The following is a 16,881-nucleotide window of genomic DNA, read 5'->3' on the forward strand; positions in this document are numbered from 1 at the left end:
GATGAAAAATATGCTGAATTTAAATATTTGGCGTGAAATTAAAGCATCGAAAGCACGTTTCTTTTCAGTCTTGGGACTGATTGCATTAGCAGTGTTCGTGTTCGTTGGTTTAAAGTCAACGCCAGAAGATATGCGCAATACCGTTCGCGAAGTCTACACGGAGCAAAATTTAGCGGATGCTAAATTATCAATGCCCACAAATGATGGCTTTACGAATGATGAAAAAGATAAAATTAAACAGCAAAAAGACGTTGATAAAGTTGAATACAGTTATCAGACTGATGCAAAAATTCATGGACATAAACAAGCTTTACGTTTAATTTCAACGCCTGATACTTTGAGTACGATGGAAATTCGTTCGGGTAAAATGCCCACGCAAGCGAATGAAATTGCCTTAGGTGAACAATTATCGGATAACTATAAAATCGGTGACACGATTAAGTTGACTGATAACAATGACAAGCAATTAGATACTTTGGAGGGTGAAGAATTCAAAGTAACTGGCTTTGTTCGTTCAGCCCAATTTATGCGTCGTCACAATCTTGGATCAACTAAGATGGCCACGGGGCAATTAGATGGCTTTGCGGTAACGAGTCCAGATGCTTTCACTGGCAGTGAAAATGTTGCGCAATTAAGTTATAACAATGTGCATGGGGCTGCCTATTCGAATGAATATGAGCATCAAGTCCGTGAAAATACGGATAACATGCAAAAAGTCGTGAACGGCTTAGCTAAGGATCGTCGTACAGATCTGAAAAACGATATTGATAAGCAAGTTAAGGATGCGCAGGCGCAGAAGCAAGAATTGGAAACCACTGTGCAGGCAGCGCAAGGGACACCAATGGCCAGCCAGGCGCAAGCTGGTTTAGATGAAATTAATGAAAAAATTGATGAGGCCAATGCAAGTAAAGCATCAATTGATCAACTTGAGTATACGGCTGAAACACGCCACGGCTTTAGTCCAGGTTACACGGAATTCGGTGGCGATTCTGACCGTGTGGGCGAATTGTCTAATTCATTCCCAATTTTCTTCTTCGCGGTTGCGTTGATGGTTAGCTTTGTCACGATGCAACGTATGGCTGATGTGAAGCGAACGGAAGTGGGAACACTACGCGCGCTTGGTTACAGTGGTGCGCAGTCATTGAAGGAATTCATTGTCTACAGTGTGTTGGTTGCAACTTTGGGAACTGTTGTTGGAACAGCTATCGGAATTTTCATTTTGCCACAACGTATTTTTGAAGCTTTTGGTTCAAATTTCTATACGAACAGTGTGTCAATTGGCATTATGTGGTGGCCAATTCTGGTGTCATACGGTCTGGCATTGCTAAGTACCGTTTTCCCAGCCGTACACACGACCTATCGGGATATGCGTGAACAAGCTGCGACCCAAATGCTTCCTAAGCCTCCGGCAAATGGAACCCGAATCCTACTAGAACGTTGGACAGGCCTATGGTCAAAATTGTCGTTCTTCAATAAGGTAACGCTTCGAAACATATTACGTAATAAAGTCCGGATGTGGATGACCATACTGGGTGTAGCGGGAAGTATTGCGCTATTGATTACTGGTTTTGGAATTCGTGACTCATTGAATAAATTAGTCCCACTACAATATGAACAAATTGTGCATTACGATGTCGTCGGACTTTATAATGCGAATGCGAGTGATGCAGAGCGTGATGATTATCATCAAGCCATTGATGAAGATAAGAATGTTAAACGTTCAACTGATATTCATATGGATAGCATGAATGTTTCGGTTAAGGGACAGCAATCAGACTCACAAGTTCAATTGATGGTTCCTGAAGACAATAAGCAATTTGATAAGTATCTAACTTTGCGTGATTATAAGACAGGTCAAGCGCTTGATTTGCAAGACGATTCAGCTGTCGTCACTGAGAAGTTAGCTAAGCTCAAGGGATTGGAAGTTGGCGATAAGCTAACGGTTTCAAATGCTAAGGGCGAGGAGCACCAAGTTAAAATCGGGGCGATTGCTGAAATGTACACGGGTCACAATGTTGTGATGAATGCGACCTACTATGAAAAGGTCTTTGATGAAAAGCCTGATGCGAATGCGAGCTTGATTCGTTTGGATAATCGTTCAAATTCAGCGATGCGTGATATGGCGGAGAAGCTAAATCAAGAAGACGCTGCAGTATCGGCTTTGCAGTCTGGTTCAATTCGAAATGATATTGATACGGTCTTGACGAGTTTGAATCAAGTTGTGCTGATTATTATCATTGCGGCTGGTTTGTTAGCATTTACGGTGCTATTCACCTTAACGAATATTAATGTGTCAGAACGAATTAAGGAGCTTTCAACATTGAAGGTGCTTGGTTTCTATCCAAAGGAAGTTCTGGGATATATTTATCGTGAAACAGCCAGCTTAACAGCTTTGGGAATCTTGATTGGCTTTGGTTTCGGGTATGTGGTTCATGCCTACTTGATGTCAGTTGTGATGCCTGAAAACACAATGAGCGTACCAGGGGTGACTTTGATTAACTTGGGTATCTCAACGTTGATTATTGTGCTCTTCGCATTAATTGTGATGTGGTTGATGGCGCGTAAGATTAATCGCGTTGATATGCTGGGTGCGTTGAAGTAATTCATTATCATAAAAGGGGTCATACTCGTGATATGACCACCTGCAAACGATCGGAAGGAGAAAATCCTTTCGGTCGTTTTTTATTGTGATTCTTGATGCGTTGGGTTATTATTAAGCCTGGGCATAATTATTTTTTTAAATAAAAGAATTTTGTTTAAGTGAGGGATAATTAATGAGTGGGGTTTAAAGATGGGGCGGTTCTTAGATTTATACAGTTATTCAACAATAGGGGGGGGTTTAACGTGTATAAATTTGAAGGAACTCGGATTAAGTTAGCCAGAGAAGCAATACTACTATTATGTACTTTGATTTTGTTTAATAATCTGAATGTATTTGTCATACAAAGTGATTCATTGATGCAAGCGAAAGAGGAGTTCGCAAAAGCAAACCTAGACGCAGAGAGCAGTATCATCATAATAAAGGGATTAATTTTGTTAATGGCAGTCTTAATTCCGCTAATAACAGCCGTTGTGATGAAAATGATAGTGAGATTATTTGCACCTGATCGAAATTTTTCAACAGGCGTTTCTTGGATGTGGTTAATGATTGCAATGATTCCGCAAACGATATATGCGATAACTGTATATGTTTTTACAAGTAATCAAGCGAATCAATTAGTGACATTCAGTTTTTCGATTTTGAGTATTTTTATTTATACATGTCTGATGTGGCTGAATAAAGTATTTAATTCAAAAAATAAATACTTCTATGTTGGGCTAACGCTGATGCTTCTACAAGTCGGATTAGGATTATTGATGAGCAAATAGAAAAGGAACATCTATGCCAAGCGTAGATGTTCTTTTTCATTTTGAAGACACAAAAAAAGACCGCCTGCGGGAAACAAGCGATCCTAGGAGATGGAATCTATATATGGGAGTTCATAGATTTACAATCCTTATATTAAGCCTGATAGTTATAGGCAACAACCAGTCATTTTTTTAAAATAAAAAATAAATCACAGAAAAAGTTATGAAAAGGCATTGTAGTCACTTTCATGAATTTTCAAACTCATTTAAAACTTGTGAAATTGATGGAGAAAATTTAGAATGTAAGCAAGTAGGATATGGATTTGTGGCAAGGAGGACTTAATGCAAACCAGTAAAAAAGGGCTCGATTTGATAAAAGAATTTGAAGGATTTGAAGCACACGCGTATGATTTGGGCGACGGAGGTTGGACGATTGGCTATGGATCATTCAATGTTCCAGGTGTTGACGAACAGACAGTCTGGACGAAAGCGGATGCACTCAAGCAATTAGCTATTGATGTGCAGCAATTTGAAGATGCGATTAATCGAATTGGTGCAACGTTAACACAAAATCAATTTGATGCATTAGTCTCGTTTACTTATAATCTTGGACCAAGTTGGATTACGGATTATCCAGCAATGCCCAATGCTTTACGTCAACAGGATTGGAACTATATGACGGAATCAATGTTAAATTTCATCATGCCAGGGACGAAATTTGAACGTGGACTACTTCGACGACGCAAAGCTGAAGTTAAATTATTTAATCGTCTTTAAAACAAGAAACACCAAGGGACAATGCCTTTGGTGTTTTTTATTTGAATGTATCAACATGCTTTTTGACATAGTCAATTAATTGTAAGACAACTGGTTCAGTTTCATTAACGTGATTCACCATGTAAAATTCGCGATTGAATTCAGGACCTAGGGTTTCATAAGGAATGCTCTCATCAATAAAGCGTGATGAAATAATTGATTGACCTAATCCCGTTTTTAATTGAGCAACAATAATATCATTATTATCCATTTCGATTAATTGTTGGGGATGGATATGATTTAATTCAAGATATTCATGCGTAAAGTGATAAATACCAGAACCCGTTTCACGAATCAGCCAAGTCGAACTCGTGAAATCACCGGCATGGACTAATTGATCTGAGGCAAGCGGGAAGCTACTAATATTTTGATCGCTTAAAGGCTTTTCAATAATACCAATATGAATGTGATGATTCTGAATACCATCAAATACTTGTTCTGAATTCAGCATGCGGACACTTAAATCAACATTCTTAAGTAAATCTGCCAAGCTCAATAGGATTTGTGGCAAGAGAGTTGTCGCTGATGAATGTGAGACGCCAATAACTACCCGTACATTTTGTTTGGCAACTTGAGTGAGCGCACGCTTTGTATTTAACCACTCACTTTGAATACTTTGCGCTTGTGGATAGAACTGTTGCGCCATGGCGGTAGGGATGACTTGTTTGCCCTGACGCACAAATAATTGTGTCTGTAATTCATTTTCTAATTTCTGAATATGGGTTGTGACGGTTGGCTGGGATATGAAGAGTTGATTGGCTGCTTGTGTAAAACTTCTGGTTTCATAGACAGCAATGAATGTCTGCAATAAATTAAACATACGAATCCTCCTGTATCTATTATAAAACATAATCGATTTGATTATATCTATTAATTTAACTTATTGATGTTTCTTCGTTACAATAAGAGATGTAAACAAGACAGGAGGAGTTATGGGGAATGTTTAAAATTAAGAAAGAAATGTGGCAAGGGATTTTGTTAACCTTTGGCGTGGCGGTAGTTGCGAAGCTATTAGCACCGTACTTACCTGCCTTAGGCGGCGAAACCTTAGCGATGTTTATTGGCCTTGGATTGGGGAATACCCTTTTCAGTGATAGCCGTTGGGGGAGTGGTGTTAAGTGGTCAGAAAAATATCCGATTGAAGTCGGCATCGCAATCTTAGGGTTAACCTTAACGCTTAGCACGATTGCCTCACTACAATGGCGTGGATTGCTATTCATTTTGGCGATTATGATGTTAACGATTACTTTTGTCATGTGGATTGGACAGAAAGTTTTCCATGTAGACCAAAAATCTTCTATGCTAATGGCGGCCGGAAACGCAGTCTGTGGTTCGAGCGCGATTGCTTCAGTAGCGCCAGCGATTAATGCGGATGACAACAAAAGAAGGACGGCCGTCGCAACGGTCTCACTTTCTGGAACCGCTTTGCTGCTTATTTTACCTTTAATTGCACCAACCCTTTTACACAATAATGATTTATTAATGGGGGCATTAGTTGGTGGGACCGTGCAATCAGTCGGACAAGTGGTTGGAACAGCGTCTTTGATTAATCAAGATGTGGTAACCTATGCGACCTTATTCAAAATGCTTCGTGTCATTTTGCTTTCAGGGGTTGTGATTTATATGACCCATCTGGTTTCAAAAGGCAGCTCTGAAACAACGACAACGGCGGCCAAGCCTAAGTTTAAGATGCCATGGTTCGTAACAGTGTTTTTGATTGCCGTGGTGATCAATACGTTGGTGCCTTTGCCAAATGTGATTAATCATGCCAGCCATGAAATTTCTAGTTTCTTGGGAATTGTGAACTTGGCTGGAATTGGGTTGAACTTGAAATGGCAAACCATCAAACAATCTGGTATGCAATATATGGGCTACGGTCTCGTGACGATTATTTTCCAAATTCTCATTGCGCTTAGCCTTATTTACTTAATTTGGTAATGAAAAAAAGCATCTACATTGACGTAGATGCTTTTTTTATTGTTAGTTACACAATTGATGTTATTTAATTTAGATAAGTAACATTGTCATAGCAAGGATGACAAGTAGACCGGTAATCGAAATAACGGTTTCAAGCACAGTCCAGATTTGGAAAGTTTGCTTAATTGAAATATCGAAGAATTCTTGGAAAATCCAGAATCCGGCATCGTTAACGTGTGAAGCAATCAATGAACCAGAACCGATTGCCAAGGCAACCAAAACGGCCATAGTTGGGTTTGATTGTGAAGCAACGATTGAAACCATGATACCAGCAGCAGTCATACCAGCAACAGTTGCAGATCCAACTGAAACACGTAGCACAGCGGCAACGGCCCAGGCGAATAGGACAATCATGACTGGTGACATTGAACCGTTGGCACTAAACAACTTAGCAACGTTGTCTGAGAAACCAGAAGTAACAAGGACACCACGTAGGGCACCACCACCACCAACAATCAAAAGAATTCCGGCAACAGCATTTGTTGCTTCGGCCATTGAAGCGTTAACTTGCTTCATTGAACGCTTTTGCCAAATTCCCATTGAGAAGATCGCAAAGACCAATGAAATGGTCATCGCAACGGCTGGATTAGCCATGAAGTCGATGATTGAATCCATCATTGATGGGTTTTCAGGTGTCACACCACCTGTGTAAATCATCTTATAAACAGTTGCGATAATCATAAAGATTAGTGGGAAAATTGAAGTCAAAACTGAAAGACCAAATGAAGGTGTATCCTTCAAGTCGTATTCTTTAACTTCACCAACGGCTGGCAATGAGTCTTTCTTTTGGAAAGCATCTGGTGCGTATTTTTGCGCCAACTTAGTGAACAAAGGTCCACCAACAACGGCAGTAATAATCGCAACAACCAATCCAAGAATCAACATCATACCAACGTTAGCACCTAAAGCAGTTGCCACAGCGGTTGGAGCTGGCTGTGGTGGCAAGAAGCCTTGGGCTGAAGAAAGGGCAGCCGTCATTGGAATACCAAGGTATAGCAATGGCACCTTAGCTTCTTTAGCAACGGCGAAGACGATTGGAATTAACAAGATCATACCAACACCGAAAATCATTGAGATTCCGATGATGAATGAGGCAATTAGAACGGCCCATTGTAGGCGCTTAACACCGAACCATTCAATCAATGTATGGGCGATACGGTATGAACCACCAGCATCGGCAACCAAACGACCAATCATACCACCAAAAATAAAGATAACTGAGTTGGCTCCTAAGATGTTACCAACACCTTGATCACCAAGCACAGCGTTTGGAATCTCCATTGGGTTCATCCCCAATAGTAAAGCCAAAACGAAAGCTGTAATAATAAGTGCAACGAATGTATTAAGTTTGAACTTAACAATCAACACCAGCAATAACAAAATTGCTAATGCTAACATAAGAAATTCCATGTTTTTTCCTCCAAAATGAACTAACTTTGTTATTGTACACTGTAATGTCGTGAGCAATATCACAGTCTGATTACATTTAAATGCTTTTTAAATAATTAGAAAACTTCTTAGAGAGCTTGAACAATCGATTATGAAAACGATTAACTGTAAAATGAATGTTAAATTAATATGGAATATTCTGGTCATGTTATTTGTATTGTGTATAAAATCACATATTCAGGAATTTAGGGTAATAAAAAAACGATCAAGGCCTTTGATCGTTTTTTATTTGTTAGAAGTGAATAATCCCAGCGACGGCTGCATTCATTGAAACGGTACGTTGATTATAGGCACGACCGCTGTAATTTCCTTCGGCAATAACAAATGTTCCATTTGGGTTAACCTTGGTAATATAGGCAATGTGTCCAGCAGACGAGTAACCATGTCCCTTAAATGAAACAACCGCACCAACTTGTGGCGTGCGATTAACGAGGATACCACGTGAACGCGCACCTGATGTCCATTGAGCACCATTTCCTAAGTGATGGAATTTAGCATTTGGGACACCTTGTGAGGCAAGAATATTGGCAACAAAACTAGTACATTGTCGTGCTGGATAGGTATGCCCACCACGATAAAATCCTTGTTTTCCTGCATCAGCAACATTGCGCAAATTCGTTGGTTTACCGTTTTTTCCACGCTTGGCTAAACCATTGTTTTCAAAACGATAAGTTGTTGTTTTATTGACTGCAACCGTTCTGTTGCGAACTTGTTTAAAATTGGCATCGTAGAATTCATACTTTTGGGCATTGATTTTACGTAAACCTTTGACAGCGCGTCCGTTGTTAGCTAAATAATAGGCGCTTTTACCACCATCAATTTTGTAGTAAGCATTGCGGAGTTGCTTGAAATTATTGTTGTAAACTTCAATTTGTTTTTGACCACGTGCATCCTTGAAGGCACGCACGCCTTTAAATGCACGCCCGTTGTTACCTAAATAATAAGCGCTTTTACCACCATCAATTTTGTAGTAAGCATTGCGAAGCTGCTTGAAGTTATTGTTGTAAACTTCAATTTGTGTTTGCTTGCGGCCATCTTTGAAGACACGCACGCCTTTAATGGCGCGACCATTGTTGTTCAAATAGTAGGCGCTTTTACCACCATCAATTTTGTAATAGGCATTGCGAACTTGCTTGAAATTATTGTTGTAAACTTCAATTTGTGTTGGTTTGCGGCCATCCTTGAATACACGCACGCCTTTAATGGCGCGACCATTGTTGTTCAAATAGTAGGCACTTTTACCACCATCAATGTTGTAGTAGGCATTGCGAACTTGCTTGAAATTATTGTTGTAAGCTTCAATTTGTGTTTGACCACGGCCATCCTTGAAAGCACGTACGCCTTTAATGGCGCGCCCATTGTTATTCAAATAGTAGGCGCTTTTACCACCATCAATGTTGTAGTAGGCATTGCGAACTTGCTTGAAATTATTGTTGTAAGCTTCAATTTGTGTTTGACCACGGCCATCCTTGAATGCACGCACTCCGCGCATTGCATTACCATTTGCACCAAAATAATAAGTGCTGTGATTAATGGTTTTGTAGGCATTAACTGTTTGAACAAAGTTCTTTTCATAGTGTTGCAGATTTTGGCCACTCTGAAACAGGCCAGAGATTGCGCGACCATTTTTATCGAAGTAATACCAGTTATTGTTAATTTTAACGTGGCCCTTAACGACTTGATTATTACGGTAGTACTGATTACCATGCCAACCATTTTTAACAACTGGCTTGGCCTTTTGATTAACTGGCGCTACCTTGCTTTTTGGGTTAGCAGCGTTTTGCTTAGGAGCAGGAGTTGTTTTCTTTTGTTGGTTAGCAGGTGCTTGTTGCTTAGGAGCAGGAGTTGTTTTCTTTTGTTGGTTAGCAGGTGCTTGTTGCTTAGGAGCAGGAGTTGTTTTCTTTTGCTGGTTAGCAGGCGCTTGTTGCTTAGGAGCAGAAGTTGTTTTCTTTTGCTGGTTAGCAGGCGCTTGTTGCTTAGGAGCAGGAGTCGCTTGCTTTTGTTGGTTAGCAGGCGCTTGTTGCTTAGGAGCAGGAGTCGCTTGCTTTTGTTGGTTAGCAGGCGCTTGTTGCTTAGGAGCAGGAGTCGTTTGTTTTTGTTGGTTAGCAGGCGCTTGTTGCTTAGGAGCAGAAGTCGCTTGCTTTTGCTGGTTAGCAGGCGCTTGTTGCTTAGGAGCAGGAGTCGCTTGCTTTTGTTGATTAGCAGGCTTTGCGACGGCCTTTTGAGCGCTATTTGTATTTACTTGTGTATTCGCTGGTTTACTTTGAGGTAATGTCTGAACGCTTTGATTTGTCTTTACCTCAGTTGATGTTGTATCAGAGGCAGTTGCAGTGCCATCGACTTTATCGGCGTGTGCTTGTTGCCCACCACCAACTAAAGTTACGGATCCTACTAATGCTGTGACCCATAGCTTACCAGATTTATATAATTTGATATGCTTCTTTTCACTCATGAGATATCTCCATAAATTAGATATTTTAATAGTTAGTTTAGTGTTTTCGTATTATTTTTATATTTCATTGAACAAGCTAATGATACAGAGTGTTCATTGCAATTAGGTAAAAGAATGATAACTAATTTAAGCGGAATTGTCATATAGCCCGTGAAAAAAGAAAAAGTACAGTCAAATTTTCGACTGTACTTGTGTTTAACATGAAGCGCGTTCAATGATTTGACTGGGGATTTCAATCTGATCAACAATCTTTGATTTTTGCTTAATATGATTCAAAATTGAATTTGCCGTTGTTTCACCAAGCACTTGTGGATTTTGGACGACACCGGTAATGCCTGGGGTGATAAGGTCCCCAAGGGTTGAGTCATCATAACCTGTTACGGCCACATCGGTAGGGACGGCAATCTGTTGACTTTTAAGCCAACTGAGGCACTTTAGTAGTAGCTCACCATTTGCTGCAAAAATAACAGGGGCTGGTCCATGATGCGCATCCAGTACAGCGGCTAATGGTGTAAAATCAGCCATTTCAACTTGCACATAAGTTAAGTCCATATCGCTACGGGACGTAATACTAGCAATACCATCGTATCGTAGTTGATTGGTCCAGGGATTTTCACCATGTGAATCTAGGAAAATAACCTGTTTGTACTGTTTGTCGAGTAAAATTTTGGCCATATTTTTTGAGGCGTTAAAATTATCTGAAGTCACGCTTGGCCAAATCTGGGGCTCAGTTTGACGGTCAACTAGCACGACTGGCACATTTCTTTCCGATAAAAACTGATACTGATCACTGTTTTTTACAAGCGGTTGTAAGATTAGCCCATCAACATTCGCCGCCAAAAGTTGGTTTAAGGCGTGCTTTTCTTGCTCAACAATATTGGCTGAATCAAAAATCATCAAACTGTAGCCTTGTTGTCGGAAGACATTCTGAATACCACTAATTAAATGTGATGAATACGTATTGGCCATATCTGCAATAACCAAACCAATCAGGTGCGATTCTTTTAATTTAAGAGAACGTGCCTGTTGATTAGGAACATAGCCAAGGGCATCAATTGCTTCCTGAATGGCATGTTGGGTATTGATATTAATGCGGTTGTATTGGCCATTTAGATAACGTGAAACGGTTGTCTTTGAAATGCCAACTTCATTTGCCACATCAGTAATGGTTACTTTTGTCATAAGTGAACTCTTTTCTATTTCAATCATGTCACAACACAACTGAAATGATTAGTCATCGATTGCTTCAGGTTCTTCGGTGAAAGTATCTAGGAGTGACCAAAAGGCGACCACCACAAAGATACTGATAAAGTGCCAGAGAATCGTTTGAAAGGCATTATTATAAACATTTGTATAAGTATTGATAAAGTGTTGCGTGACAGCATAGGCTGCTAATTGTTCCACGCCAATAATCAGCGCAGTTAACGCTGTTGCCGCCGCTAGGACGGTCCCAATTAATAGGATTGCCGAAGCAATATGCTCCAAAATCCATGAAAAACTCCAAGGTTTAGAATCAACGTTTTTCATATTGAAACTCCTTTTAATATAGTTAAAGTTCATTATAGGCTGAATTATAGGGGAAATGCACGTAAAATGCTGGAAATGGTCAGAGCTTAAAGCTAAATTTACATTTTTGACGAATCACATTAGGTTTTAACTAACATTTTGATGTAAATAGCTGTATAATAGCAATTAGTTACTAAATGAAAGAAAAAAGGAGACCCTCTATGGCACACGATTGGATTACCATCCATGGAGCACGCGCTCATAATTTAAAAAATGTAGATGTTCAAATACCACGCGATAAGTTTGTGGTTATTACTGGATTGTCAGGGTCTGGGAAGAGCTCGCTCGCGTTTGATACATTATATGCCGAAGGACAACGACGTTATGTTGAAAGCCTTTCAGCCTATGCGCGTCAGTTCTTAGGGCAAATGGATAAACCTGATGTTGATTCAATTGATGGGTTAAGCCCTGCTATTTCAATTGATCAAAAGACGACATCAAAGAATCCACGGTCAACCGTTGGAACCGTGACAGAAATTAATGATTATTATCGTTTGTTGTATGCACGCGTTGGAAAACCAGATGCGGACAAAGACGGAGTGATTGTTGAAACATCAATCGACCAAATGCTAAATGATTTAGACACACGTTTAGAAGTGGGAAGCCGTCTTCAAATTTTGGCACCAATTGTACAGCATAAGCGTGGTTCACATGCAACGGTCCTTGATCGCATTAAGCGCGAAGGGTATGTTCGCGTTATGATCGATGGTGAATTACATGATGTTAGTGAAGACATTGAGTTAGCGAAGAATAAATATCATGATGTTGCCATTGTGGTTGATCGAATTGTACTGAAGCCCGAATCACATGCGCGTTTGTATGAAGCTTTTGAAGCGGCACTACGGATGGCTGATGGTTTAGTGACGGTTGATGTCGTTCGTGGAGACCAATATACATACTCTGATCACTATACAGGTGCCCTAAAGCGCTATGCTGTTGGAAAATTAGAACCACAGTTGTTTTCATTTAATGCGCCAGATGGTGCGTGTGAAGTGTGTGGTGGCTTAGGAATCACCCTTGAAGTCGACATGGATTTGATTATTCCTGATCCAAGTATGACATTGGAAGATGGCGCGATTGCTGCTTGGAATCCAATTTCTTCAAAATATTATCCTGAATTATTACGTCAATTTGCAGAGCAAAATAATATTCCGATGGATGTGCCTTTTGAAAAATTGAAAGATGCTGATCAAAAGAAAATCTTATATGGATCTGATGAAGAATTTCATTTCCATTATGAAAACGATTTTGGTGGTATTCGTGATATTGATACAGAATTTGAAGGGGTGATTAATAATATTAATCGCCGCTATAAGGAATCATCATCTGATTTTACACGTGAACAAATGCGCGGTTATATGAATGAGCTACCATGTTCAACCTGTCATGGTTATCGTTTAAACGCGGCTGCGCTATCAGTAAAGTTGGATGGTCACCATATTGGTGAAGTTTCAGATTGGCCTGTTGATGAAGAATTGACTTTCTTTAGTCAGTTAACATTTAGTGAACAAGACCAACAAATTGCGAACCCAATCGTTAAAGAAATTACGGATCGACTCCACTTCTTGAAAGATGTTGGGTTAGACTATCTGACTTTATCTCGATCAGCTCGGACGTTGTCTGGTGGAGAAGCGCAACGTATTCGTTTAGCGACGCAAATTGGGTCAAACTTGTCAGGTGTGATGTACGTTCTTGACGAACCATCAATTGGATTGCATCAACGTGATAATGACCGTTTGATTGGTTCATTGAAGGCAATGCGTGATTTGGGCAATACGTTGATTGTTGTCGAACACGATGAAGATACGATGCTGGCAGCTGATTATATTGTTGATGTTGGCCCTGGTGCAGGTGCACACGGTGGTCAGATTATGGCCGTTGGAACACCTAAAGAAATTGAGCAAAATGACAATTCATTAACCGGTCAATACTTAGCTGGAAAGCAATTCATTCCCGTTCCTGAAAAACGACGTAAAGGCAATGGCGGTAAAATCACGATTAAGGGTGCTCAAGAGAATAATTTGAAGAATGTTAAAGTTGATTTCCCATTGGGAAAAATGGTTGCCGTTACCGGAGTTTCTGGTTCTGGAAAGTCAACACTGGTGAATACCATTTTGAAGCGTGCTCTGAAGGCTGAATTGAATAATAATTCTGAAAAGCCAGGTAAGTTTAAATCAATTGAAGGCGTTGATCAAATCGATAAGATTGTGGATATTGACCAAAGTCCAATTGGTCGAACACCACGTTCAAACCCAGCGACTTATACCGGTGTCTTTGATGATATTCGTGATTTGTTTGCTCAAACAAATGAAGCGAAACTACGTGGTTATGCCAAAGGCCGTTTTTCATTCAATACTAAGGGTGGTCGTTGTGAAGCTTGTAAGGGTGACGGGGTCATTAAGATTGAGATGAATTTCTTACCTGATGTTTATGTCACTTGTGAGGTTTGTCATGGCACACGTTATAATTCTGAAACTTTGGAAGTAAAGTATCGCGACTTGACGATTGCAGACGTTTTGAATTTAACTGCTGAGGAAGCTGTCGAATTCTTTGCACCAATTCCAAAGATTCGCCGAAAGTTGCAAACAATTGTTGATGTTGGTTTGGGTTATGTCAAATTAGGCCAATCAGCCACAACTTTGTCAGGTGGAGAAGCGCAGCGTATGAAGTTAGCTTCTGAATTGCAACGTCGCTCAACTGGGAAAACATTCTATATTTTGGATGAACCTACAACTGGTTTGCACACGGATGATATTGCACGTTTGCTTGAAGTCTTAGAACGTTTGGTTGAAGGTGGTAACACCGTTTTGGTTATCGAACATAATTTAGATGTTGTGAAGACTGCTGATTGGGTAATTGATTTAGGCCCTGAAGGTGGTGCCGGTGGTGGACAAATTGTTGCGACAGGTACGCCAGAAAAAATCGCTAAAACTGAAGCGTCTTATACTGGAAAGTATTTAGGACCAATTATGGACCGTGATCGCAAGCGGGCCAATTTAGCGCAATAGTATAATAAATTAAAACGGCGGTCGATTTTTGATAGTCGTTTTTTTTTTAGAATCGCTAGTTCTTGCGTTTATCATCTTTCGTGTTATACTTACTTTAAGTTAATAAAAGGAGGGCAAGATGATGGCAGAAAAGTTAGATGTTGCTTCAGCTCGTCGCAAAATGAAGAGTCCTAATATTAAGACGCGTAAGCGCGCATTGAAGGCGTTACATGATGCGGCACGTCAAAGCGGTAAGAAGTAAAGTTGAATATGTAGTTAAAGCAATCTCAGTGTTTAAGTGAGGTTGCTTTTTTTATAAAATCCCTTTTGAAACCGCTTTAAAATTGCTATCAATGATATACTTAATATCAGAATCGAAAGGAGTATGCATATGGAAAAGAAAGAATTAGTGATTGTAACGGGAATGAGTGGTGCTGGTAAAACAGTTGCAATGAAGGCGTTTGAAGACTTAGGCTATTTTACAGCGCAAAATTTACCAGCTAATTTGTTGCCCAATGTGTGGCAAATGATTTCCAGCGAACCCAATATTAAGCGTGCAGCAATTATGATTGATACACGTTCGCGCCAGTTTTTTGTTGATTTAGATGAAGAGCTATTTTTGATGGATGAACAAAATCGTGGTGATTATGAGTTGCGGGTACTCTTTTTAGATGCCGATGATAAAGAATTAGTAGCACGTTATAAAGAAACACGGCGTCAACATCCTTTGGCCGGTGAAAAAGGGACTTTAGAAGGTCTCCATATTGAACGCGAATTGATGGGTGACTTATTAGATATGTCAACGGATTACGTTGATACAACGCCACTTGATGCCAAAGAATTGCGTCAGCACATTATTAATAATTTTGGATCAAACGAAGACCGTCAATCTGCATTTACAGTGCAAGTGATGAGTTTTGGATTTAAATACGGTTTACCAACTGATGCTGATTTAACCGATGATGTCCGCTTTTTAACAAATCCTTACTATAAAAAAGAACTACGAGAACTAACCGGTTTAGATCAACCTGTTTGGGATTATGTGTGGGATAATCCGGATGCCGAAAAGTTTTATCAAATGGAATTAGAACGTTTCCGTTGGCTTTTACCTCGATACAAAGCTGAAGGTAAGACTAACTTAACGATTGCTTTTGGTTGTACAGGTGGACAACATCGTTCAGTCGCATTTGCACATCGTTTGGCCGAAGATTTGAAAGCAGATTGGGTTGTCAACGAAAATCATCGTGATATTGAGCGCAGAAAGATTGGGTACGGACAATGACCGAGATAAGAGTGAAGACCAAGCCTAAAATTGTTGTTATCGGTGGTGGATCCGGACAACCAATTATTCTTAAAGGGCTCAAGCAATACGATGCTGACCTAACCGCTGTGATTACTGTTGCAGATGACGGTGGATCCTCAGGGACGTTACGGCACTATCTTGACATCATCCCACCTGGAGATGTGCGAAATGTGATGGCAGTCATGTCAAATGTATCGCAAGATATCATTGATGTCTTTCAATATCGCTTCAAAAAAGAAGATGAAATGTTGGCAGGGCATGCATTGGGAAATCTGATCATTGCTGCAATGGCGGAAAAGGAAAATGACATTTTCAGAGGTGTCCAGATTTTGTCGCATTTGATGAATGTTGAAGGACAAATTTATCCAGTTGCGAATGAACCATTGGTGTTGCATGCTGAATTTACTGATGGGACGGTCCTTTCTGGTGAAGCTGAAATTACGGCAGCACATAAAGTGATTGACCATATTTGGGTGACACCACAAGAAAATTCGGGTCATGCTGAGGCACAAGCGCCAAGTGAAGTGATTAATGCCATTTTAAATGCCGATGAAATTGTATTGGGACCCGGTAGCTTGTATACGAGTGTGTTGCCAAATTTGGTTATTCCCAATGTGCGCGAAGCGTTGAAGTTAACGCCAGCTAAAATTACCTATATTGCTAATATTATGACGCAAAAGGGTGAGACCGATAATTATACTGAGGCCGATCACGTTCGGGCCATTAATGAACATGTTGGCTGTCGGGTGATTGATTCTGTCATTATGAATACTGGTGAAGTTCCCGAAAACTACATTGATTGGCAACGCTGGAATGAAGTATCACATCAAGTTGCTTCTGATCCTGAAGAGGTTCGTCGTGAAGGTGCGGTCCCAATTGTTGGGGACCTTTTACAACTACGTGATGATGGGGCTTTCCATGATGGCGATACAGTTGCTAAATTGATTATGAAGATCGTTGATGAAAAAAAGATTAAGAATTAA

Annotated in this window: 13 protein-coding genes; 8 read left to right on the top strand and 5 right to left on the bottom strand. The window is 40.1% G+C overall.

Translation table 11 applies throughout. The features are described 5' to 3' along the window. The first annotated feature begins 1 nt into the window (after nt 1). The 3 genes from IV67_RS08980 (at nt 2) to IV67_RS08990 (ending at nt 4,125) form a co-directional block, all read left to right on the top strand. Nucleotides 2-2,602 carry an ABC transporter permease gene (locus IV67_RS08980; RefSeq protein WP_057789092.1) on the top strand — a complete coding sequence of 867 codons (2,601 nt, stop codon included), beginning with the start codon at nt 2-4 and terminating at the stop codon, nt 2,600-2,602. A gap of 242 nt (nt 2,603-2,844) precedes the next feature. Further along, nucleotides 2,845-3,369, top strand: a complete 525-nt coding sequence (locus IV67_RS08985; protein ID WP_057789093.1) for a hypothetical protein — start codon at nt 2,845-2,847, stop codon at nt 3,367-3,369. 321 nt (nt 3,370-3,690) lie between these two features. After that, on the top strand, nt 3,691-4,125 hold the full coding sequence (locus tag IV67_RS08990) for a lysozyme (RefSeq protein WP_057789094.1): 435 nt from the start codon (nt 3,691-3,693) through the stop codon (nt 4,123-4,125). Between the two features lie 37 nt (nt 4,126-4,162). Here IV67_RS08990 and IV67_RS08995 read toward each other — a convergent pair whose 3' ends face one another. Beyond that, entirely contained in the window at nt 4,163-4,984 is an 822-nt protein-coding gene (locus tag IV67_RS08995; RefSeq protein WP_057789095.1) for a LysR family transcriptional regulator, read from the bottom strand. Nucleotides 4,985-5,103: 119 nt separating this feature from the next. Between IV67_RS08995 and IV67_RS09000 the strand changes: the two genes are divergently transcribed. Beyond that, on the top strand, nt 5,104-6,102 hold the full coding sequence (locus tag IV67_RS09000) for a YeiH family protein (protein WP_057789096.1): 999 nt from the start codon (nt 5,104-5,106) through the stop codon (nt 6,100-6,102). Nucleotides 6,103-6,171: 69 nt separating this feature from the next. Here IV67_RS09000 and IV67_RS09005 read toward each other — a convergent pair whose 3' ends face one another. From IV67_RS09005 to IV67_RS09020, 4 genes are all read right to left on the bottom strand, one after another. Beyond that, a complete protein-coding gene (locus IV67_RS09005) occupies nt 6,172-7,551 on the bottom strand; it encodes a gluconate:H+ symporter (protein WP_057789097.1) in 1,380 nt (459 codons plus the stop codon). 271 nt (nt 7,552-7,822) lie between these two features. Then, nucleotides 7,823-10,042, bottom strand: coding sequence for a CHAP domain-containing protein (locus IV67_RS09010; protein WP_057789098.1), 2,220 nt, complete (start codon nt 10,040-10,042; stop codon nt 7,823-7,825). A 195-nt stretch (nt 10,043-10,237) separates the two neighbouring features. Beyond that, nucleotides 10,238-11,224 carry a LacI family DNA-binding transcriptional regulator gene (locus IV67_RS09015; protein WP_057789099.1) on the bottom strand — a complete coding sequence of 329 codons (987 nt, stop codon included), beginning with the start codon at nt 11,222-11,224 and terminating at the stop codon, nt 10,238-10,240. 48 nt (nt 11,225-11,272) lie between these two features. Further along, entirely contained in the window at nt 11,273-11,569 is a 297-nt protein-coding gene (locus IV67_RS09020) for a hypothetical protein (RefSeq protein WP_057789100.1), read from the bottom strand. A gap of 200 nt (nt 11,570-11,769) precedes the next feature. Between IV67_RS09020 and uvrA the strand changes: the two genes are divergently transcribed. The 4 genes from uvrA (at nt 11,770) to IV67_RS09035 (ending at nt 16,881) form a co-directional block, all read left to right on the top strand. Next, nucleotides 11,770-14,616 carry an excinuclease ABC subunit UvrA gene (uvrA, locus tag IV67_RS09025; protein ID WP_057789101.1) on the top strand — a complete coding sequence of 949 codons (2,847 nt, stop codon included), beginning with the start codon at nt 11,770-11,772 and terminating at the stop codon, nt 14,614-14,616. A 121-nt stretch (nt 14,617-14,737) separates the two neighbouring features. Further along, nucleotides 14,738-14,857: a putative metal homeostasis protein gene (locus IV67_RS09325; RefSeq protein ID WP_157050322.1), complete on the top strand. Its 120-nt coding sequence runs from the start codon at nt 14,738-14,740 to the stop codon at nt 14,855-14,857. Nucleotides 14,858-14,986: 129 nt separating this feature from the next. Then, nucleotides 14,987-15,877: an RNase adapter RapZ gene (rapZ, locus tag IV67_RS09030; RefSeq protein ID WP_057789102.1), complete on the top strand. Its 891-nt coding sequence runs from the start codon at nt 14,987-14,989 to the stop codon at nt 15,875-15,877. Next, nucleotides 15,874-16,881, top strand: a complete 1,008-nt coding sequence (locus tag IV67_RS09035) for a gluconeogenesis factor YvcK family protein (protein ID WP_057789103.1) — start codon at nt 15,874-15,876, stop codon at nt 16,879-16,881. The genes rapZ and IV67_RS09035 overlap by 4 nt, the downstream gene beginning before the upstream one ends.

The organism is Weissella minor, from assembly GCF_001437425.1.
GTDB classification, from domain to species: Bacteria; Bacillota; Bacilli; order Lactobacillales; family Lactobacillaceae; genus Weissella; species Weissella minor.

Bases quoted from the DNA above. Each gene is read 5' to 3' on its own strand.
- rapZ (WP_057789102.1), top strand. From the start codon at position 14,987: ATGGAAAAGAAAGAATTAGTGATTGTAACGGGAATGAGTGGTGCTGGT.
- uvrA (WP_057789101.1), top strand. From the start codon at position 11,770: ATGGCACACGATTGGATTACCATCCATGGAGCACGCGCTCATAATTTA.
- IV67_RS09035 (WP_057789103.1), top strand. From the start codon at position 15,874: ATGACCGAGATAAGAGTGAAGACCAAGCCTAAAATTGTTGTTATCGGT.
- IV67_RS09325 (WP_157050322.1), top strand. From the start codon at position 14,738: ATGGCAGAAAAGTTAGATGTTGCTTCAGCTCGTCGCAAAATGAAGAGT.
- IV67_RS08990 (WP_057789094.1), top strand. From the start codon at position 3,691: ATGCAAACCAGTAAAAAAGGGCTCGATTTGATAAAAGAATTTGAAGGA.
- IV67_RS08995 (WP_057789095.1), bottom strand. From the start codon at position 4,984: ATGTTTAATTTATTGCAGACATTCATTGCTGTCTATGAAACCAGAAGT.
- IV67_RS08980 (WP_057789092.1), top strand. From the start codon at position 2: ATGAAAAATATGCTGAATTTAAATATTTGGCGTGAAATTAAAGCATCG.
- IV67_RS09020 (WP_057789100.1), bottom strand. From the start codon at position 11,569: ATGAAAAACGTTGATTCTAAACCTTGGAGTTTTTCATGGATTTTGGAG.
- IV67_RS09015 (WP_057789099.1), bottom strand. From the start codon at position 11,224: ATGACAAAAGTAACCATTACTGATGTGGCAAATGAAGTTGGCATTTCA.
- IV67_RS09000 (WP_057789096.1), top strand. From the start codon at position 5,104: ATGTTTAAAATTAAGAAAGAAATGTGGCAAGGGATTTTGTTAACCTTT.
- IV67_RS09010 (WP_057789098.1), bottom strand. From the start codon at position 10,042: ATGAGTGAAAAGAAGCATATCAAATTATATAAATCTGGTAAGCTATGG.
- IV67_RS09005 (WP_057789097.1), bottom strand. From the start codon at position 7,551: ATGGAATTTCTTATGTTAGCATTAGCAATTTTGTTATTGCTGGTGTTG.